At 46.4% G+C, this 21400-nt stretch carries 14 protein-coding genes; 3 read left to right on the top strand and 11 right to left on the bottom strand.

The window, feature by feature from the left end; translation table 11 throughout:
- Positions 1-203: 203 nt before the first annotated feature.
- Entirely contained in the window at positions 204-1532 is a 1329-nt protein-coding gene (argA, locus tag I2494_RS12930; protein WP_168189700.1) for an amino-acid N-acetyltransferase, read from the top strand.
- A gap of 630 nt (positions 1533-2162) precedes the next feature.
- The gene (locus I2494_RS12925; RefSeq protein WP_218467086.1) at positions 2163-3134 is read left to right on the top strand and encodes a siderophore ABC transporter substrate-binding protein; all 972 of its coding nucleotides are present in this window, start codon (positions 2163-2165) and stop codon (positions 3132-3134) included.
- A 47-nt stretch (positions 3135-3181) separates the two neighbouring features.
- Here I2494_RS12925 and recD read toward each other — a convergent pair whose 3' ends face one another.
- The 4 genes from recD to recC form a co-directional block, all read right to left on the bottom strand.
- Positions 3182-5044 carry an exodeoxyribonuclease V subunit alpha gene (gene recD / locus I2494_RS12920; RefSeq protein ID WP_218467087.1) on the bottom strand — a complete coding sequence of 621 codons (1863 nt, stop codon included), beginning with the start codon at positions 5042-5044 and terminating at the stop codon, positions 3182-3184.
- On the bottom strand, positions 5044-8580 hold the full coding sequence (gene recB / locus I2494_RS12915; RefSeq protein ID WP_218467088.1) for an exodeoxyribonuclease V subunit beta: 3537 nt from the start codon (positions 8578-8580) through the stop codon (positions 5044-5046). Before recB ends, recD begins: the two co-directional genes overlap by 1 nt.
- 2 nt (positions 8581-8582) lie before the next feature.
- Complete coding sequence (gene ptrA / locus I2494_RS12910) at positions 8583-11462, bottom strand: pitrilysin (RefSeq protein WP_218467089.1); 2880 nt, start codon at positions 11460-11462, stop codon at positions 8583-8585.
- Positions 11463-11619: 157 nt separating this feature from the next.
- Positions 11620-15000: an exodeoxyribonuclease V subunit gamma gene (gene recC / locus I2494_RS12905; RefSeq protein ID WP_218467090.1), complete on the bottom strand. Its 3381-nt coding sequence runs from the start codon at positions 14998-15000 to the stop codon at positions 11620-11622.
- 358 nt (positions 15001-15358) lie between these two features.
- Here recC and I2494_RS12900 point away from each other — a divergent pair, with 358 nt between their 5' ends.
- Positions 15359-16456 (top strand): NADH:flavin oxidoreductase/NADH oxidase, encoded by a 1098-nt coding sequence (locus tag I2494_RS12900; protein WP_218467091.1) that lies wholly within the window; start codon positions 15359-15361, stop codon positions 16454-16456.
- A 67-nt stretch (positions 16457-16523) separates the two neighbouring features.
- Here I2494_RS12900 and I2494_RS12895 read toward each other — a convergent pair whose 3' ends face one another.
- From I2494_RS12895 to rppH, 7 genes are all read right to left on the bottom strand, one after another.
- The gene (locus I2494_RS12895) at positions 16524-16880 is read right to left on the bottom strand and encodes a prepilin-type N-terminal cleavage/methylation domain-containing protein (protein WP_218467092.1); all 357 of its coding nucleotides are present in this window, start codon (positions 16878-16880) and stop codon (positions 16524-16526) included.
- Positions 16868-17341 (bottom strand): YgdB family protein, encoded by a 474-nt coding sequence (locus I2494_RS12890; RefSeq protein WP_228350949.1) that lies wholly within the window; start codon positions 17339-17341, stop codon positions 16868-16870. Before I2494_RS12890 ends, I2494_RS12895 begins: the two co-directional genes overlap by 13 nt.
- Before the next feature lies 1 nt (position 17342).
- Positions 17343-17948 (bottom strand): prepilin peptidase-dependent protein, encoded by a 606-nt coding sequence (locus I2494_RS12885; protein WP_218467094.1) that lies wholly within the window; start codon positions 17946-17948, stop codon positions 17343-17345.
- Complete coding sequence (locus I2494_RS12880; protein ID WP_218467095.1) at positions 17942-18460, bottom strand: prepilin-type N-terminal cleavage/methylation domain-containing protein; 519 nt, start codon at positions 18458-18460, stop codon at positions 17942-17944. The genes I2494_RS12885 and I2494_RS12880 overlap by 7 nt, the downstream gene beginning before the upstream one ends.
- 193 nt (positions 18461-18653) lie before the next feature.
- Positions 18654-19448, bottom strand: coding sequence for a thymidylate synthase (gene thyA / locus I2494_RS12875; protein WP_218467096.1), 795 nt, complete (start codon positions 19446-19448; stop codon positions 18654-18656).
- A gap of 7 nt (positions 19449-19455) precedes the next feature.
- Positions 19456-20334 carry a prolipoprotein diacylglyceryl transferase gene (lgt, locus tag I2494_RS12870; protein ID WP_130590595.1) on the bottom strand — a complete coding sequence of 293 codons (879 nt, stop codon included), beginning with the start codon at positions 20332-20334 and terminating at the stop codon, positions 19456-19458.
- A gap of 235 nt (positions 20335-20569) precedes the next feature.
- On the bottom strand, positions 20570-21097 hold the full coding sequence (gene rppH / locus I2494_RS12865) for an RNA pyrophosphohydrolase (RefSeq protein WP_130590594.1): 528 nt from the start codon (positions 21095-21097) through the stop codon (positions 20570-20572).
- Positions 21098-21400 lie beyond the last annotated feature (303 nt).

The following is a 21400-nucleotide window of genomic DNA, read 5'->3' as shown; positions in this document are numbered from 1 at the left end:
TCTGCTTGTGAGCATAACTTTGATATGAAAATACGTGAAAATAAGCACATAATGCTTAAATGCGTCGAAGCCTAATCAATTTTATTCACTTCGTCTATTGAATAATCCCTCACTAAATCACTTTTGACTAAATTTTCTGCTTGCCAGAACACCTCAAATAGAATAAAAATACAAAAATTACGAATTATTATGCATTGAGGTTGATCATGAAGGAGCGCAGCACAGAACTGGTTGAAGGCTTCCGCCATTCGGTTCCTTATATTAATGCCCACCGGGGAAAGACCTTTGTCATTATGTTAGGTGGTGAGGCCATTGAGCATGATAATTTTGGCAATATCATCAGTGATATTGGTTTACTTCATAGTCTGGGTATTCAACTGGTGGTGGTGTATGGTGCCCGCCCGCAGATCGACGCCAATCTGGCAGTACACAATAAGCCTTCGGTTTATCATAAACACACCAGAGTAACCGATGCAGAATCACTGGAGCTGGTAAAACAAGCTGCCGGTCGTCTTCAATTGGATATCACTGCTCGCCTTTCTATGAGCCTGAATAATACACCATTGCAGGGTGCACATATCAACGTTGTCAGTGGCAACTTTGTTATCTCTCAGCCCTTAGGGGTAGATGATGGCATCGACTACTGCCATAGCGGACGTATCCGCCGAATAGATGAAGAAGCTATTCAGCGTCAGTTAAGCAGCGGAGCTATCGTTCTGCTGGGGCCAGTTGCGGTTTCCGTTACCGGAGAGAGTTTTAATCTCACCTCAGAAGAGGTGGCAACTCAACTGGCTATCAAACTGAAAGCGGAGAAAATGATTGGTTTTTGCTCTTCACAAGGGGTGGAGGACGAAAAAGGAAATATCCTGCCGGAACTGTTTCCTAACGATGCACAAACTTATCTGGATCAGCATGAAGCCCAGGGTGATTACAATTCAGGAACCGTACGGTTCCTGCGCGGTGCAATCAAAGCCTGCCGCAGTGGCGTTCGCCGTTGTCACCTGATTAGCTATCAGGAAAGCGGAGCACTGTTACAAGAGCTATTCTCCCGCGATGGTATTGGTACGCAAATCGTTATGGAAAGTGCTGAGCAGGTACGCCGGGCAACTATTCGCGATATTGGCGGTATTCTGGAGCTGATTCGCCCTCTGGAACAACAGGGCATTCTGGTTCGCCGTTCAAGAGAGCAGCTAGAGATGGAAATTGATAAATTTACCATTATCGAACGGGATAATATGACCATCGCCTGCGCAGCGCTTTACCCTTTCCCGGAGGAAAAAATTGGTGAAATGGCCTGCGTTGCCGTTCATCCCAACTATCGCAGTTCATTACGCGGTGAAATACTACTGGAGAAAATCAGTGGGCAGGCACGTCTGATGGGGTTGGAGAAGCTGTTTGTCCTCACCACCCACAGCATTCACTGGTTCCAGGAACGTGGATTTATGCCTGCGGACATTGATGTTCTGCCGATGAAAAAGCAGGCTTTATATAATTACCAGCGGCGGTCTAAAATTTTGGTCACGCCGGTTTAAGTTATGTTGGTTTTGCCGGGCAGCTTAATGCTTTCAGGTAAGACCATATAACTGACTGATAACTATCATATATTAGCTTCAATGGATATTCCGGCCGTAAAAAATGAGCTTAAATGATCATCGAGTACGGTCGGAAAACAATATTAGTTATATCACCTTCATGCCCGACCGGAAGACCATTTGTCCTCAGCTATGGTGCGTGTTGGGTCTGTCCGGGTTAGGGGCCGTTATGAAACACCTTTCAGTGTTTCACCCTGCGGGCCAGCTTTAGCTGCTACGACCCCAACACCCGTCCCTCCCAACGATTGGCTATCTTAAGGGGACTAAACTGAACGGGCAGATTTTGTCATCAATATGATTAAGTTTGTCATCAGTCTCAAACAGGCTTTTCCTGTTTATCGTTAACTTTAGCCAGGACGACTCCCATGTCCGCCGTTCCCGACAATTGGCTAATTCCAGGGATAAAACATCAATCATCTCCTCTTTCAACTACACTCTTTACATAACTAATTAAACATTCATTTGATAATAATACTCATTTACATTGATGCCACGCATTCATATCAGGTACACTCTGCATAGTCATAAAGCTATCCCTCTGATTATCCTGACGAATAGAAAGGTTATATAATGAAAAGAATCTTATCTTTGCTGGCTGCTACGCTGCTAACTACACTGGTGGGTTGTGACCAGAAATCAGCAACCGGTGATGCGATAACACCTGTCGCAACCCAAACCCCGCCGCAGCCAACCGCTGAACCAGAAGCCAATACCATTAAGGTCAACCACCCGCAGGGAATGACCGAAGTGCATAAAAATCCAAATAACGTTGTTGCATTTGATTTTGGTACGCTGGATACCTTAGATGCATTAGGTGTAACGGCGATCCGCGCTCTGCCAACCAAAAATATTCCTGCCTATCTGTCGAAATATACTAACGAAAACATGACCAACGCCGGCAGTATGAAACAGCCCGATCTGGAAGCGATTAAGCACTTAAATCCTGAACTAATTATTATTACCGGCCGCCAGGGAAAATCTTACGAATCATTAAGTGAGATTGCACCAACTCTGAATTTAAGCCTCAATAACAAACTCTATCTGGACTCGTTTAAGAAAAATGTACTCACTCTCGGACAGATCTTTGGCAAAACTGAACAGGCAGAAAATGGCTTAGCCGTGCTGGATAAGAAAATTGCCGAATCCAGAAAGAAAGCTGAAGCCTCGGGCCAAAGTGCTATCGTACTGGTGCATTACAACGGAAAACTTTCCGCCTCTGCAACTAATGGCTATGCCAGCATTATTCATCAGGTGTTAGGGGTTAAAAAAGCCGATGTCAGTTTGGGTGAAGAGCGTCAGGCAGGAACTCCGGATTATTTACTGGAAAAAAATCCTGACATCATCTTTATTGTCGATCGTAATGAAGCCATTGGTGAAGGGAAAATGGATCGTAGCCTGATGGAAAATGAGAAAATTAAGCAAACTAACGCGTTCCGTAAAGGCAAAATTGTCTACCTCAAGCCTGATTTATGGTATTTATCCGGCGGCGGACTGGAGAGTTTAAGCTTACAAATTGACGAGATTAATACCGCAATTCAATAATGTTCATCTCATGGCCGGTCAATACCGGCCATGACTGTTCTCTTATGCTACGGGCAATCATCGCCCTGCAAACGTTCAGCTAACCCACTATGACGCTCTGTCGGAGTAGCTACCGCTGATAACAGAATATTCTCATTGGCAAACAGCGTTAATTTCTGACGTGCACGGGTAATTGCGGTATACACCAGCTCCCGACTGAGTAAAGGCGTAAAGGTATCCGGCAATACCAGCACCGTATGGTCAAACTCTGAGCCCTGAGACTTATGCACCGTCATGACATAGGCGGTTTCACAATCAGGTAAACGACTGGGCTGTATCGCTTTTAATGAACCATCCGGAAGCTGAAAATATACTCTCATCTCACCTTCTGTCGTCATTAATGCAATACCAATATCACCGTTATACAAACCTAACGAGCTGTCATTTCGGTTAATCATGACCGGACGCCCCGGATACCATACTCCGCTACTATCACTCGATTTGTTAATCATCCGTTTGCTATGCAAAGCCTGTTCAATACGAATATTCAGCCCTTCAACCCCAAATGGGCCGCTGCGTAATGCACACAGCAAACGAAACTGGTTAAATCGCGCCAGAATATCCCGAGGCCGGCCAGATCTAATCTGACTGAGATAGTCCCGATAACCATCAACACAGACTTCCAATAGATACAGATAATCCTCTGGCGTTTTAACCGAAAACCATCCTAAATCGCTATAGTCCTGACTAAAGCAGCTAATGGCGGCTCTTCCCTCACCCTGATTAACCGCTAACGCCAGTTGGCCAATGCCGGAGTGTTGGTGGAAACGATAACTCTTCTTCAAAAGACATAAATTATCCCTGACGGCGACCGGCTGTGGTAAATCCATTGCAGAAATATTGAACCCCGTCAGGTTTGATAATTCATCAGCACGCTGTCGGCTGTAGCCTTGCTCCGCAAAGCGGCAGATATCACCCAATACTGCACCGGCTTCAACAGAAGCCAATTGGTCTCTGTCCCCTAACAAAATCAGACGGGCATGTTCTGGCAAAGCTTCGATTAAACGAGCCATCATGGGCAAGTCAACCATTGAAGCCTCATCTACGATCAGCACATCGAGATGCAGTGGATTATCTTTGTGATAGCGTAAACGACGACTATTAGACTGAACCCCCAATAAACGATGGAGAGTAGAAGCCTCCGTTGGCATTTGCTGGCGCCAATTATCCGACAACGATAGCCCTTGAATGGCTTGCCCCAACGACTCGGTTAATCTCGCCGCGGCTTTTCCGGTGGGTGCCGCCAGAGCAATACGCAAACGCTTCTCGCCAGAGAGCTGTAGCAGTACCGCCAGTAATCTCGCAACAGTAGTGGTTTTCCCGGTTCCCGGCCCGCCTGAAATAATCGATACCTGACGGGTTACCGCAACGGCTGCGGCGACCTTTTGCCAGTTAATATCATCAGTCGTAGGTGGAAAATATTCATCTAATGTGAGGCGCAAAACATTAATGGCTTGTGGTGTCAGGCTATCGGATATCTCACTCTGGCATAAAAAGAAATTGGAAATGACCCCTTCATCCCGCCACATTCGTTGCAGGTAAAGCCGCTCATGTTGCAAAACCAACGGTGCAGGCAAATCACCATGAGTAACCGCAGGCGCAGACTCCAACGCCAGAAGTAAATCGGCAAACTGTGGATTTCCGGCCTGATGCCAAATGTCAGCCGCCAGCTCAGTATGTCGACCATCAAACAGCGTCGCCTGGTTAAAATGGCGTAAAAACAGACATACATGACCCGCTCCGGTTTCAGCGCTCAAACAAGCAATAAGCAGCGCCAGACAAGGATTATCTCCGGCTAATAAACGGGCCAACTGAATATCCAGAGGTCTTAAAAGGGATGCATCCACTGCTTTTTGCAACAGGCTAAACATCAGACAAGCTCCTCCTGACCGCTAAATAAACGGTCTAACCCGTCCACCAACGCCCACTCTGGCCGACAGTGAAAAACGCCTTGCCCGAGCTTATCCTTCTCAATTCCACGCAGAAAAAGATAGAACACTCCACCAAAATGGCGTTGATAATCATAATCAGTAATACGGTGACGTAAGTAACGATGAAGTGCCAGCGAATAAAGTTGATACTGGAGATCGTAACGATGATCGCACATGGCATCAGCCATTGCCTGTGGGGTGTAGAATTCAGCACTTTCCCCCAACCAGTTAGATTTATAGTCCAACAAGTAATAGCGCCCCTGCCAGCAAAACACCAGGTCGATAAATCCTTTTAACATCCCCTGAACCTGTCGGAAAACTAACTCAGGGCAACGGGCAGACAGTGGATCATAATGTTTAACCAATGCGTCTAAACGATCTGCCTGTAACAGGGGGCCAATGGGGAGATAAAACTGGAGTTCAGCCTGACGATTGGTTGCTGAAATATCTTTTAAGCAGATCCCCTGCTCATCTAACGGCGAAGAAAGGATCGTCTCTAACCACTGCTGTAAAACTGGTGTCCAGAGGCTTTCTAACCCCTGTAACAACACTTTTTCATTTAGCTCATCGCTGTTTATTGGTTGGGTAAAATCAACATTTTCCAGCAGGTCATGCAGAAAGGTTCCTGGCGCTGCGCCTTTCGGAAAAGTATGTGGAGATAACAACGGCTGTAAGCTCTCACCCTTTTCTCCTGCGGCATCAGTATCGAAACGCGGCAGTAAATCATAATGATGAGAAGCACCCTGCTGCTGCAAACCTGAATAGCTGGTAACACGCCAGCTGTTTTGCCGATGACCGCTAAAAGTCCGGGCAGTCAGGAGATCTGGTTGTAATGTCTTATCCTGCCATAGCGCTGCATCCATCTCTGCTGCCGGATAGAGCTGAATACCATCATGTTGTTCCAATATCTGCAACGCATCAGCCAGAAAAGCAGCGTTACCGGGTTGCCCCCGCTGCAACAAATACCCCATAGCACTACGGTGCAAATCCGAATTTCCCTGCCGCCGGTTTCCAGAATAAAGCGGCGTTACACCAATACTACAATGATAGACAGAACGAGTGATGGCGACATAAAGTAAACGCAGATCCTCAGCCAGACGCTCCTCGTCTGCCAGCGTTAGCGAATCCTCACTTTGTTGCAAGTCCAGCATAGCTGAAAACGTCTCACGATCGTGATAAAGCGCCTGATTCTGCTGGCGAAAACCACAAATAAAAGGCAGCCAGACCAATGGATACTCTAATCCCTTGGATTTATGAATAGTGACCACCCGCACCAGGTTACGATCGCTTTCCAGCCTCAGCTGTTGACTGTCTGAACGATCGTTTGGTTGAGTAATCTGCTGCGCTAACCAACGAACCAATGAGTGTTCACTCTCCAGCTTTAATGAGGCTTCCTGTAACAGTTCACCAATATGCATAATGTCAGTTAAGCGACGTTCACCACCCAGCGTCACCAGCAGATTCTCCGCCAGCTGTCGCCGTGACATCACCTCTCGCAACATGGGTAAAACGCCACGTTTTAGCCAAACCTGACGATAGCTACTGAACTCGTCTACCAACCTGTCCCACTCTCGTTCATTCTGATTGATATCATCAATCTGACGAGCATCCAACCCCAACAAACTGCTGGCTAAAGCACTGCGCAGCGTTCTCTCTTTTTCCGGAGCTAAAACCGCCTGTAATAGCCACAGAACGTCTTTCGCTTCTGGTGTGGTAAACACACTCTCTCGATTGGATAAATAGACAGAAGGTATGCCTAAAGCGCTTAAAGCATCCCTCACCAGTGATGCTTCTTTACCGGTGCGAACTAAAATTGCAATATCGGCAGCTACTACCGGTTGACGTTGCGTAGCACTCACTAACCATGCTCGCTGTTGTTGCCCCGCCGTTAACCAGTCTCTAATTTGTACCGCACAGCAACGAGCCATAAACTGTTGATACTCATTAAGACCGCAACTTTCTCCCGGCTGTAGCCACAGAGAAACGGCAGGCTGGCTATCGCCATCCAATTCAAAACGTAAGTGTTGATTTTTTTCTGCCGCATTAACCGGCATAAAAGGAATTTGTTGGAAAATAAAAGGTGCAGGCAACTGTTGAAACAGGTGATTAACCGAACTCACCATCGATGCAGAAGAACGCCAGTTAGTCTCCATGGTGTAGTGGTTACTTACTTCATTTCTGGCCTGCATATAGGTAAATATATCCGCGCCACGAAAAGCATAAATCGCCTGTTTAGGATCCCCTATCAGTAGTAATCCGGTATCTTCACGACCACCATACAACTTATGGAATATACGATACTGCTGTGGGTCGGTATCCTGAAACTCATCAATCATGGCTACCGGATAACGCTGCCTGATGGCGTGGGCTAAGGCCTCTGCTCCAGGGCGTTGTAAAGCAGAGTCTAACCGACTCAGCAGGTCATCAAACCCCATTTCAGCGCGTCGGCGTTTCTCTTGCTGAACCGAACGACGAACTTCGCTTATGGCTTTTGACAAAATCAAATCACGCAGGGTTAATGGCTCAGAATAGAGCAAATCAACGGCAGTAAATAAGGGAGCAACCGGCGCTTCCCCTTTTTTGGTTTTTTCATACAGCACCGATTGGCGGAAATTATTCAGCTCTTTGGGTAGCGTATAATCCTGAGTCTCCTGCTCTGCCCACAAATTTACTTTTTGCAACCAGTTAGGCAAGTGTTTGGTACTGTAACTGCGTTTATCCACCCCTGATTGACTGATTAACGACTCCAGCCCGGAAAACGCCTCTCGCCACTGCTGTTTCAAAGCCTCAATACGCTCAATAATCTGCTGGTGCCGCAACAGAATATCATCCTGAGAGGGTGGCTGGCGTAGTTGGGGAGCCTCCCCATGCAAATAGGGCATCACATCAGCAAGTAAACGCTCAGGGCCACTCCACTCAGCGCTTATCGCCTGCGCAACTGGCAATGGTAAAGGATAACAGTGACGACGCCAGAAATCAGCTACAGCCTGACGTCTTAAAGGAAGTTCATCTTCAATTAGCGATTGCTCAAACAAAACGCCTGATTCAAAGGCATTATGGCTCAGCATACGCTGACAAAAACCGTGAATGGTATAAATTGCCGCCTCATCCATTTGGCGTTCAGCCGCCAGTAACAGGTCACCAGCTTCTTCTTTATCCGCTAACTCGGACAGCAATTGCGACAGCAGCGGATCGCTGCTGTCGTTACGAATACAGGCAATACGTAAACGATGAATATTATCCCGAATACGGTTACGCAGCTCTTCTGTTGCAGCTTCGGTAAAAGTTACAACCAATATTTCTTCCACCGAGAGTTTACGAGGGTAAGCGGCCTCTTGCCCTAATCCCAATAATAAACGCAGATAAAGCACCGCCAGAGTATAGGTTTTCCCCGTTCCTGCCGATGCTTCAATTAAACGCTCCCCAAACAGAGGGAGCGTGAGTGGATCTAACCTTAAAGGCTGTGTAACCGTCATTATCACTGAACCTTCACCGGTAACGTTTTTTGTAGCGATGAAGCGTCTTTATACACATCCCAACCTTTTAATTCTGCGTATTGCGTTTTCAGATCGCCCTGCCCCATGATTTGGGACAATACTGCCAGCCCTTTACGCTCCATCACGGCCTGCTGATAGAAGGTTTGGATATCTTGTTTAGTCAGTTTTTTCACCTGTTCCAATACTTTTTTACGCGTATCAAAACGGTCATTACCGCGACTGAAATCATTAAGATACAGAGCCGTCTCTTCATCCATGGTTTGTGGGCGCTGTTCCAGCTCATTAATTAACGCCTGACGATATTGATTAAAATCTTTATCACTAAGAGCTGAAAGTTTCTTATCTGCCAATTGATAGAAATTCAGATAACGCTCTTCCAAATGAGCCGGCGTTTGATTATTACTTTGCAGCAAGAACCCTACTCCCCATTGGCGACCAACGGTCATTGGAAAAGCAAACACCGCATAGCCCAACTGCTCTTCCGTTCTTAATTGATTATAAAACCACGGCTGAATGATCTGGGTTAACAGGCTGCTGCGAGCCATGCTTTGCACTTCATCATAACCATCAGGAATATATACCGCCGCCAGCGCCGAATCGGTACTACTGCCCGCTTTCATCAAATTAGCCTGTTGGTTTTTTTCAACCACCACATTCTGACCATGCCACCAGCCGGAACCCTGACACCCCAGTTGTTTACTGATGTTTAATGCCATGGTTTTCACCTGCTCCTGAGTCATATCACCCAGCACAAACATTTCCGGAGAACTGTTTGTCAGCAGTTGATTGCGGTATTGAATAATATCGTCAACTGTAATAGCGGACATCAGCTTACGGCGCTCATTACGTTCAGTGTAAGGAACCTGAGAAATCGCTCTGACCGGTTGCAGTGCCAGCTCATAAGCTTTGCCTTTTTCTGCTGCCTCCATCTGATCGCGATACCACGACTTGGCCTGTTCCAGCTCTTCCGGCGTTACAGTAAAATTGCGGTATTGTTCCAGTAAGGCACTCATCAGGCGAGGCAAATGCTGACTGAAACCTGATGCTGAAAACTGTAAACCGTTATTAGCTGAAGAAGAGAAGCTGATCCCGCCAACAGAAGCCTGATAGCTCAATTGAGATAAGGCTTGCTCTGACAAATAGTCTGTTAAAGCAAACATCACCTGATTACGAGCACTGTCCTGCGCTTTAGCATTACGTAACGCCAGCGTGACATTGACTTTAGGATCGTCCACAAAGTATGTACTTGGAATATACCAGGCTCGATTATTGGCCTCATTTAAGACTAACTGAGGCGTTTTAGCTTTATTTTCCGCCACCAGATTAAAATTATCCGGAATATACGGGTTCAACGCCGGGAGACTTAAGGTAATTTGCTTCTCTTGCGCTTTCCAGCGTTCGATTTGCTCAGGCTTTATCCGATCGACCTGATAGGGTGCCTCAACGAAATAGGCGGTCTTATTATTAGGCTCATCCGGGCTGATAAACCATATCCGTGCGGCCTCTGGCGTCATTTCATCCAGACGAGCAGCAATGGCTTTTGGATCGTATTTATCCGCCAGATAGTCAGAGTCCAGAATATTTTGAATTGGAATATTCAACATGCTATCGGATAACCACTCGACATAATCCATATCTCGGGTAATTGATGGATAGCGGAAATCCAGTTTTAGTACATGGGCGATTTCATCAAAGTAGTCTTTGCGAATACCTTCCTGGCGAATCATTTTCAGATAATCAAACACCGCTGCAATCACCTTATCGCGATTAGCTTGCCCTTTATCCGTTAATGAAATACCAATACTAAATACACCGCCGTTACGATCAACTACCGGGTTAACGCCTGCACCGATGCTGTCGGCCAGCCCTTGCTTACGCAACCAGTCTGACAGAGTATTCTCACTGCGATTACCAATTAAATAACTGATATAGGTATCGGTTTTGCTGCGAAACTCCGCCACATTGTTAGCAATACGAAATTCAATACGCAGCTGTTTACGCGGCTGAGCGGGCACATAATGAATGATAAGCCCTTTCTCTTTCTCAGTAGCCGCCGGTACGGTAATCGCCGGAACTGTCGCATTGTGATTACTGATTCGGCCATAGGTATCGTTTGCCAGTTTAGCTAAATCCGCCAAAGACTGGTTACCATATAAAACCCCTACCATCAGATTGGCTGAATAGTAACGCTGATAAAAAGCTTTCAGTTCATCCTGCAACTTGCTCCCCGGCTTATCTTTGAGTGTTTCCAGATTACCACCGGAAAAACGTGATGTTGGATGAGCCGGGTTTAATGTTTCTGAACCTACTTGCCCCATGCGCATACCATCACGCGAACGCGCCATCGTTAACTCTGCATTCACCGCATTACGCTCACGATCGGCGTATACCGGATCCAATAAAGGTTCAGCAATAGCATCAGCCAGGCGATCAACAGCCGGTGCCAGTGCATCATTTTCTACTTCGAGATAAAACGCCGTGCGGTAAGAAGCGGTGCTGGCATTATGGCTGCCACCGTGCTTCTTAAGAAATTCAGAGATACTGTCCGGTTCCGGGTAACGCTTTGAACCCATCAAAACCATATGTTCCAAATAGTGAGCCAATCCCAACTGACTGTCAGGATCTTCCAGAGAGCCGACCGGTAAAGCCAGAGCCGCCAGCGATTTGCTGGCCAGACTGTCAGATACCAATAGTACCGTCATGCCATTATTTAATTTAATCGCCTGATACTCACGAGCATCTCCCGCACTCTTTTGTATTTCCTCAGGCAATGGCTGCCACCCCTGAGCCGCAAACGCCAGAGGAGCCCAACAAGACAACATCAGTATGGTGCCTGCGATCCAGGCCTGTAACTTACGCATTAAATTTCCTTCTGGAATGACCTAATAACAACCAATACAGACAATGGACAACATCGCGGATCGTTGCACCTGCCCCACGCATCAGGCAAAACTTGCTCCTCTGTCCACTACCGTCCAACTATGAATTGGACAGTCCGGTCGCTGAGGGTTCACTTTTTTAGTCAGATTTTTCTAACCGATAACGCATTAACGTTAGTAAATAGGGCTGACTGTCGCTAATAATTCGTTGATAATGTTTGTCGTCCAGTACTCTGAACAACCGCATCAAATAAGGGTCTTCTCCCTCTCCGCTAACCTGCGGGCCACCTTGCCACGTCTGAATCAGCTTTTGTCTGGCTTTTTGCTGTGTTGGTTCATCCCAACAGATTTGACCAGCAGATACATCATAGCAACTTTCCAGCCAGGCCCACGCACTCTTCGGTAACAATAACAGAGGCGAACTCAACCCCTGTCGATATCCTTTCAGCCACTCAGAGAGATGCTTTTCTGCCTCTTCCTCATTGAATGAGGCAAAACGCCACTCGCTTCCATCGCGGCCATACATTCGACTTTCACCCTGACCGCCGCTCATGCAATAAATCAAATGTTCCAGCCAAAGCGATATACCATCGGCCACCGTCAATTTAGCCGGTCGCCAACGTAACAAACCATCTTGTTGCACCTGATTTAGCCAACCGCTGACGGTGATACCCTCGATTTGCTTTTCAAACTCAATATTGTCAAAAGGCAATTTTTGCTGTTTTATCCGTTCCGCCAGTTCGGTCATATCCTGCATCTGCCCCTGCCAGAATAGTTCACCGAAAGCGCCAAACGGCAAAGTACCTGCTGAACGAAAGCGAGCAAACAGCAATTCGGGATCTTTTTCTTCAATAAGGCTGTTAAGCAATAAAGTATTAAGTTGGTAACGTTGCAGATTTTCTACTAAAAATGGCTCTTCATCCGGAAGTTCGGGTTCATCTAACGTAAAGCTCACATTCAATCGTTGCTGAAAAAATGCCCTTACCGGGTTACGGTAAAAACGACGTAGCTCGTCCAGTTCAACCTGTTCCAATACCAGCTCATCCAGCGCCTGCCCAAACTCACCATGAGCCACTCCTCGTCGTTCTGCGGCCGGTAACCATTCGCTGGCATAACTCTGCTGTTCACTACCCGCGATAAAATTTTGCTCACTAAAGGGGACTCGAGCGTGGTGACACTGCAAGTGTTGATATACTGCCTCCGCGCTCTCCTCCAGATCGCTGCCCACATCGTCTGCCAGTACATGACTTTGGGAGATATATTCCAGTAACTCCGTTACCAGAACCGAAGGATAGCGAGGGCTGTTATCCTGAATAGATTGACCAATGTAGCTGATATACAGTTTTTGCTGAGCTGATAATAAAGCCTCAAGGAACAGATAGCGGTCATCATCACGCCGGCTACGATCCCCTTTACGCGGTTGCTCTGCCATTAAGTCAAAACCCAGCGGAGGCAATGTTCGAGGATAAACACCATCATTCATTCCCAGCAGGCATACCACTTTAAAAGGAATGGAGCGCATAGGCATCAGAGTACAAAAGTTTATCGAACCGGCTAAAAACCGCTGGCTAATGCGTTCATTATCCAGTCGTGAAGCCAAATCATCTTTTAAAACGGTTAATGGAATTTCCTGGCTATAGTTAGCCTCCAGACCAAAACCAATTTGCTTTTGCCACTGTTGTTCGATCAGAGCCAATACCGGCTCCGTCTCTAAATCGGTAATAAAAAATGCCTCAGTCAGCTCATGACAGTAAGGCAGCCACTCCGCTAAAGTGTGAGATTCCATCAGTCGCTTACGCCAGATGGAGAGCTGCATCAGAAATTCAGCCAGTTGTCCGGCCAAAACAGCAATAAGACCACTGGGCTCATCGTAAGGCAGAATGCCCTGATAGTCGCCACTCTGACTATCCATCGCATAACCTAATAACATACGAGTCAGACCAAAGCGCCAGGTATGTTGCCCCGTTGGCGGTAAGTCAAAATCGCTAACCATGTCATCATCCAGCCCCCAACGAATACCTGCCTCTTCAACCCATTGCCTTAATACACGTAACCCATCTTCATCAATCTGAAAACGTTGAGCCAATGCAGGTACTTCCAGCAAAGTCAGGATATCTTCTGCACTAAAACGACTTTCAGGTAAGTCCAGCAGCATCAAAAATGCACTGAGAACTGGGTGTGTCTGGCTGGCACTGCGATCGGAAATGGCATAAGGCAAATAACGCTCTGTTGGAGCATTACCGAAAACGGCCTCAACATATGGCGTATAGTTATCGATATCCGCCACCATCACAATGATATCCCTCAGCGTCAGGGCGGGATCATCATCCAGCATGGCTAACAGTTGATCGTACAGAACCTCCACTTCTCGCTGGGCACTATGACAAACGTGAACGCTTACGGAACGATCGTTAGGATCGAGTAACTGTTTATCCTGACTATTCAGCGGAGAGTTCGGGCTGTTGATCACCAGAGCGCGATCTTCCAGTTGGAGAATATCTCGCTGAATGCGATGCAGTAATCGTTTCTGTTCGATATCAACAAAAGCATCAACTTCCTGCATTTTATCCAGTTGTGCCAACAAATAGAGGTTATCGCGCCCAAGTTTGCCCCAACTAGCCAATAGCGGATTACTTAGCTGTTGATTGCCCTGTTCATCAAACAACGAACCTGCCCGGTCAGGATGACGAAATAGCGCGGTATTCTGTGTGTTATTTATTCTATTTCGCTGGCGAGCCTGAAGTTTAGCCAGAAAAGCATAATCCTGAATATCACCCCAATAGTAACGACAGGGATTGGTAAACATCAGATGAATATCAATGTGTTGCCCCAACGCCTGTAATGCTTGTAAATACACCGGGGGAAGCGCAGAAATTCCGCAGATAAATACCCGGGAAGGAAGCTTATCTGCGGAAAAATCCGGGTGATTAAGGGTATCAATAAAGCGTTGATACAAATTTGCCCGATGCCAGCCCGGCTGCTGTAAAGCATGAGTATATTCCGTTAAGGCACGCCAGAGCGGTGCCTGCCAGATCTGAGCTTCATTTAAACCGTCAACCAGCTCATGCTGCTCCCAACTGCGCAGCCATTCAGGTCGATAAACTAAATACTGGTCAAACAAGTCTGCAATACGTCCCGCTAACTGATGGCACTTACGCAGGTCATCATCGTCACTTAAATATTGCGATAATGCGATAAACTCGGGCTGTTCCAACATTGAAGGCAATAGCCACATCAGCTTCCAGGTCATGGCATCTTTACTGAATGCGCTTTCTTTCGGAATACCAGGTAAAACCTGTTGAAACATCTGCCAGATAAACGATGCCGGTAGAGGAAACTCAATATTCGCCGCAATACCTAACTCAGTTGCCAGCTCAATTTGTAGCCATTGCGCCATCCCGTGGCTTTGAACCAAAATAATCTCTTGTTCAAAGGGATTCGATAACGGTTTACCCGCAATCAACGCGGTTGTCAGCGTTTTTAGCAGATCAAGTTGGTTTGAGTGGTAAACCGTAAACATCCGGGCTCCTGAAGTTGTGTAACGCCCCGTTTTGGTTAAAAAATCGGGTTAATATTATTGATATCATCATTTACAGGGCACAATTCTCAATCTTCTTGCTGATGGTGTAAAGCGGACAATAGATAACGACCTGTTTATACAACCAATCAGTAAGTTACTACAGATATAAGCCACCGTCCCCTAAACCATAGCACGAACCATTGCCCTTCATCTGATTGGTGCTGCTATATTAGTTAGCGTACTTACCAATCATGCTATCAGCGAACATTGACTGCACGATGATAATTAACAAATTTCGAGCGTTATCGAAAAATCATTTTGTTGCATAGATTATTTCGCGTATCCGGAGGAATCAGACATGAGCCAATTATTTACCCCAATAAAACTGGGCCCGGTGATATTACCTAACCGTATTATCATTGCGCCAATGTGCCAATATTCTGCGGTAGATGGTAAAGCAACAGAATGGCATACCATTCATCTTGGTCAGTTAGCCTTTTCTGGCTCCGGATTATTGATTGTTGAAGCCACTGCGGTTGAACCAGAGGGGCGTATCTCTCCCGGCGACCTCGGACTATGGAACGATGAAACAGAGCAGGCTTTAGCCACCACCGTACAGGCGGTGAAGAAGTATTCTGCTATGCCATTGGGTATCCAGCTGGCTCACGCCGGTCGAAAAGCATCAATGCCAGCGCCCTGGCAACCGGGCCCGGCAGTAACACCAGAAAATGGTGGCTGGCAGCCGGTGGCTCCTTCCGCTATTCCATTTGATAAGCAGTCTGCTCAACCAAAAGCGCTGACTCAGGAGCGTATTGCTTCTATCATTGCTTCATTCGCCCACTCGGCTAAGCGAGCCGATAAACTAGGGTTTGATGTCATCGAAATCCATGCCGCCCACGGCTATTTGCTACATGAGTTCTTATCGCCTATTTCAAATCACCGTGAGGATGAATATGGCGGTTCACTGGAAAATCGTATGCGCCTGACGCTGGAAGTTTTCTCCGCGATTCGTAAAGTACTGCCGGCCAATAAAGCCGTTGGCGTACGAATTTCTGCCAGTGACTGGGTAGAGAATGGTTGGGATCTGCAACAGTCACTGACGCTTTGTCATCAACTGAAAGCGCTGGGCTGTGACTATATTCACGTATCCAGCGGTGGACTCTCGGCCCAACAGCACATTCCACTTAGCCCTAACTATCAGGTTCCCTTTGCCCGTCAAATTAAAGCTGAGGTAGGAATGCCAACCATCGCCGTAGGTCTGATAACTGAACCAGAGCAGGCAGAAGCCATTATTGCCACCGGTGAAGCCGATATGGTCGCGCTGGCCCGAGGCATTTTATATAACCCACACTGGCCATGGCATGCCGCTGCAGCACTGGGTGCGCAGGTTAGCGTACCCAAACAGTATTGGCGCTCTCAGCCTCATCGAGTGAAAGGGCTGTTTACTGACGATTAATACATCCCTGGCCGCTTTCATCATTCATGATTAGCCCCATGATGAAAGCGGTTAACAAAATCGGCCACTATGGATTAACCGGCTCATTACACTGCCACTTCTCCAGTTCTACACTTTGCTTTCCAGACATAATCACTTGAGCCGTCATTTTCTGGCAGCCATTTCCCATGGACGTTGTCACAACATTCAAATGCCATTGCCCTGATTTAAGTTTTGATTCTTGTTCAATGAGTTCAGGATAAATCTCTAATGCCTGAGCGGCCAGTCGCCATGCATATTGGTTATCGGTATAGAGATTAAATTGAGCCAATAGTACCTGCTGATAACGCAATAGCCCCATAATGGTAATCGAAAATAGCAACATGGAAATCAGTACTTCCAACAGGCTGAACCCACCCTGTCGAGGCATATTTAAGGGGAGCATTCTGCTGGCGCCTTAAGTGGACAAAAGTCTATTCTCCTGTATGGGAATGGCTGTAGCCTTATTCCCTCAGAAAAAGGCAACGTGTCAAATCTGCCAGCTAACTGAAACAGTACCAGTGGCGGCTGATTATTCCCCATCGTTCCCTCACCCCGAACAAGAATGTCACCATCATCATTAAGCTGTCGAATACAGGATGAGAGGTGATGATTTTCAATTTTACGACATTGCCACTCACTACTTAGTCCAGCCCAACGTTGTGATAACGCCCAGGAAAGTGAAGAGAGAGCCTGATGATAAGCCCGAAAATAACGCCGCTCGTCCGCATAAATCTTCACCTGAACCAGCAATTGTTCGCTCTGCCCTTTCAACATTAAGCTACCGAATAGCATCAGCAGCATAACCATAACAATGGTGCTATAGCCTTGTTGATTAAACATTGGGGTATTTCTGTTCCTCAGCATCTTAACGCACTTCCCCAACTCTTAACCTCAAGCGCTGTTTCACTGATGGCCAACGTTTCCAGTGCCCTTCCAGCATTATCAGATAATAGGCGGCATTTTCCCCGGAGCCATGTCGTAAATTACCCTCTGGTTGAACAGAGAAATGGGTAATAACAATTTCAGCGGGATCGAATAACCTCTCCCATCCGTTGCCATGGCAATCTTTAGCACTGCGGTGTTGCTCAATACTGTTATTCAGCCAGCGATAAGCAAAATGCTCTGCCGTTGCGGAATCAACTGAATCAATCACGCCATTATGATTAAGGTCATAACGAATGATAAGACAACTGCCAGTTGCTGACTGGGCGTGCTGACTGATAACAATCGCATCCGATACCCGTGCATTTCCATTCTTAAATAAAAATCCTGCCCGACGTAAGTCCTTTGCTATCGCCATTAGCACCTGTTCCATGGACTGCTCTAAACGATACAGCCGGTACAACGTCAAGCTTTGCCGTTGTAATGCAGGGTACATGGCGGCAACGCTTACTATCATCATGCTGCCAATCAACATTGCCATCAGCATCTCTGCCAGTGAAAAACCGCCCTGTGAGTTTTCTGCTAACACGCGGCTATCCCCGGCAAATACGGTTGTTGACCATTGATGCTTTCACTACAGCGGCGCAATCGCCCTTTGGCGGAGAGAATAACGCGTACTCTTCCTGCCGGATTGGATACCACAATATGTCCGGTACCTGCGGTATTCCGTATGCCGTAAAAACCAAAACCAATATCCGAATGGCTAACCTCTAAATCGAGCAATGATTCCGGTAAAACAAAACGTAATCCACTGTCGCTATCACACTCCCCCTCTCGTTTTGTTTGATTGGCTGCAACACAGCCTCTGGTTCCCTGTTTGCCCACCTGTAACAGATAAGTTTGGTTACGCCAGTTAGCTGACGCCTGAACTCTGGTCAAAAAGGCCAAAAGCCCGGCACTGCTTTGCTCTAATACGGCACGTTGCCGATAGTTTTGCCAGCTGGAAATTCCCGTTGATGAGAGAATGGCCGTAATGGTGATAACCAATAAGATTTCAATTAGCGTCATTCCGCGTTGTCCGTCAGGTAAATATCGTTTCATAACGCAACAGTAAAACGGCTTTAAACAAGACAACAGAAGGAGAGAGGAAAGATGGGAGAGATCGTCAGATAAATGAATGCAACAACATGATGGCTAAATAAATTTTCGGTCCATATCGCAATAAATTGGATAAAAAAATCCCCGACAGGAGTTGCCATGTCGGGGATAGATTATTGATAAACTAATTTATTACTTAAATCGCCACCGGCGCCTTAATCCCTGGATGCGGGTCATAACCTTCAATCTCAAAATCATCAAACTGATAATCAAAAATAGAGGCTGGCTTACGCTTAATCACCAGTTTTGGCAACGCACGCGGCTCACGGCTAAGCTGTAAATGGGTTTGTTCCATATGGTTCATATACAGATGGGTATCCCCACCGGTCCAGACGAAATCACCCACTTCTAAATCGCACTGCTGCGCCATCATATGAACCAATAATGCATAGCTGGCGATATTAAATGGTAACCCCAGGAATACATCACAAGAACGCTGATACAGCTGACAGGATAGCTTGCCGTCCGCCACATAGAACTGGAAGAAAGCATGACAAGGTGCCAGTGCCATTTGATCTAATTCGCCAACGTTCCAGGCAGAAACAATAATACGACGTGAGTCCGGATCCTGTTTCAGTTGCTCAACCACTTTGGTGATTTGATCAATCTGACGGCCATCTGCCGCGCCCCAGGCACGCCATTGCTTACCATAAACCGGCCCCAGATCGCCGTTCTCATCTGCCCACTCGTCCCAAATAGTGACATTGTTTTCATGCAGATAAGCAACATTGGTTTCACCCTTCAGGAACCATAAAAGTTCATGAATAATAGAGCGAATATGGCAACGTTTAGTGGTCACCAGCGGAAAACCATCCTGCAAATTGAAACGCATCTGATGACCAAAGATCGACAGCGTACCGGTACCGGTGCGGTCAGATTTATTTGTGCCCTCATTCAGGACTTTTTGCATTAATTCCAGATACTGTTTCATGGTTATCCTATGCTTGTTGTTTCGAAGTCTGCGGGCGGCGGTACGCCCAAACCATCATCAGAATACCGATAATGATCATTGGTAAAGAGAGTAATTGCCCCATACTGAAGAAGTTACTAAACAGCCCCAGTTGAGCATCCGGCTGGCGGAAAAATTCAATGATGAAACGGAATGAACCATAACCAATCAGGAACAGGCCTGACACACTGCCGATTGGACGTTTTTTCTGTATAAACAGGTTCAGAATCACAAACAGCACGATCCCCTCCAGACACATCTCGTACAGTTGAGACATGTGACGTGGCAACATCCCATCTTGCATAAAAGGTAGCCACTGAGGGTTCTGAGCGGCAAATAATTGATCTGCTGCTCTTGACGTCGGGAAGCGCATGGCCCAGGAGAAGTCCGTTACCCGTCCCCAAAGTTCGCCATTAATAAAGTTACCTAAGCGCCCCACGCCTAAACCAAATGGAATCAGCGGAGCAATAAAATCGGAAACCTGGAAGAAAGTACGCTTAGTACGGTGAGCAAACCAGAACATTACTGCAATCACTCCCAGCAAACCGCCGTGGAATGACATGCCGCCTTCCCATACTTTAAACAGATACAGTGGATTTGCTAAAAAGCTGGGGAAGTCATAAAACAGGACATACCCTAATCGGCCACCAACAAAAACCCCCAGGAAACCGGTATACAACATGGTTTCTACTTCATCTTTAGTCCAACCACTACCCGGTTGCTTAGCCCGGCGATTTGCCAGCCACAAAGCAAAAACAAACCCTATCAGATACATCATGCCGTACCAGCGCAAAGAGAGGGGTAATGTTGGTTCTAAAGAAAAAATGACCGGGTCAAATTTAGGAAATTCCAGAAAATTAGAGTTCATCACTCACCATTTAGTACGAGTTCAATATTGGATTGGGGTTAAGTTGACACTGTCCGACTTAAAATAAGTTCGAATCTGGCTATCATACCATAGCCGGGAAAACATTCATCAGAACAGGCAAGTTATTCACGTTCATTTACTTTTTAATATATCAACTGACAAACGCTTATCCCATCAGGCTAAAAATAAATTAGCCCCACAAAATTGTGAGGCTAACGAATTTATTCACCTGCCCTCATCCCTTTTTACGGCGATGGGGAGGATGTGTTCGCTGAGGTTTTGCTTCCTGCAATAACATCACTACCGGTGAGAACTCCTTCATCACACGACGATAAACATCACGCTTAAAAGAGACTACCTGACGAACCGGATACCAGTAACTAACCCAGCGCCAGCCATCAAACTCTGGTGTGCCACTGCGTTGCATGTTGATATCTGCTTCACTGCTTAATAGCTGTAACAAAAACCATTTTTGCTTCTGACCAATACAAACGGGCTTGGTATCCCAACGCACCAAACGTTTAGGTAACTTATATCGTAACCAGTTTCGTGTATAACTCAGGATGCGCACATCTTTCCGACTCAGTCCAACTTCCTCGAAAAGCTCTCGGTACATTGCCTGTTCTGGCGTTTCTCCGGGATTTATTCCCCCCTGAGGAAACTGCCAGGAATGTTGACCAAAACGTCTGGCCCACAAAACTTGTCCTTGTTTATTACAAATTACGATACCAACATTCGGGCGGTAGCCATCATCATCGATCACTGGACTACCTCAAATAAGCATAAATCTTAAAGATGGTCTGATTGTTTCATACTACGCACAAGCGGTAAACCTCTGCTTTATGTCTGTGGTGTGATAATCAACCTGAGAATAACTTGACACAACATACAAAGTTATGAACAGAAATGTGTTGCCAGTCATTAGGTTATTCACTTTTACTGTGGATATCTATGTGAAGAACCAGATAACAATGTGGGTAGAACTTTCTTAACCCTACTTTCTTTGACATAAATAAAATCAATTTAATGCATTAATTTTCAATATGATAATGAGTTTTACACAGCT

Origin of the sequence: Limnobaculum allomyrinae (assembly GCF_016649425.1) — a bacterium.
Lineage (GTDB): Bacteria > Pseudomonadota > Gammaproteobacteria > Enterobacterales > Enterobacteriaceae > Limnobaculum > Limnobaculum allomyrinae.
The sequence above is the reverse complement of the archived record's forward strand: the minus strand, read 5'-3'. Positions and strand labels throughout refer to the sequence as shown.

Coding starts and splice junctions, on each gene's coding strand:
- I2494_RS12925 (WP_218467086.1), top strand. CDS start 2,163: ATGAAAAGAATCTTATCTTTGCTGGCTGCTACGCTGCTAACTACACTG.
- recD (WP_218467087.1), bottom strand. CDS start 5,044: ATGTTTAGCCTGTTGCAAAAAGCAGTGGATGCATCCCTTTTAAGACCT.
- recB (WP_218467088.1), bottom strand. CDS start 8,580: ATGACGGTTACACAGCCTTTAAGGTTAGATCCACTCACGCTCCCTCTG.
- ptrA (WP_218467089.1), bottom strand. CDS start 11,462: ATGCGTAAGTTACAGGCCTGGATCGCAGGCACCATACTGATGTTGTCT.
- recC (WP_218467090.1), bottom strand. CDS start 15,000: ATGTTTACGGTTTACCACTCAAACCAACTTGATCTGCTAAAAACGCTG.
- I2494_RS12900 (WP_218467091.1), top strand. CDS start 15,359: ATGAGCCAATTATTTACCCCAATAAAACTGGGCCCGGTGATATTACCT.
- I2494_RS12895 (WP_218467092.1), bottom strand. CDS start 16,880: ATGCTCCCCTTAAATATGCCTCGACAGGGTGGGTTCAGCCTGTTGGAA.
- I2494_RS12890 (WP_228350949.1), bottom strand. CDS start 17,341: ATGCTGAGGAACAGAAATACCCCAATGTTTAATCAACAAGGCTATAGC.
- I2494_RS12880 (WP_218467095.1), bottom strand. CDS start 18,460: ATGAAACGATATTTACCTGACGGACAACGCGGAATGACGCTAATTGAA.
- thyA (WP_218467096.1), bottom strand. CDS start 19,448: ATGAAACAGTATCTGGAATTAATGCAAAAAGTCCTGAATGAGGGCACA.
- lgt (WP_130590595.1), bottom strand. CDS start 20,334: ATGAACTCTAATTTTCTGGAATTTCCTAAATTTGACCCGGTCATTTTT.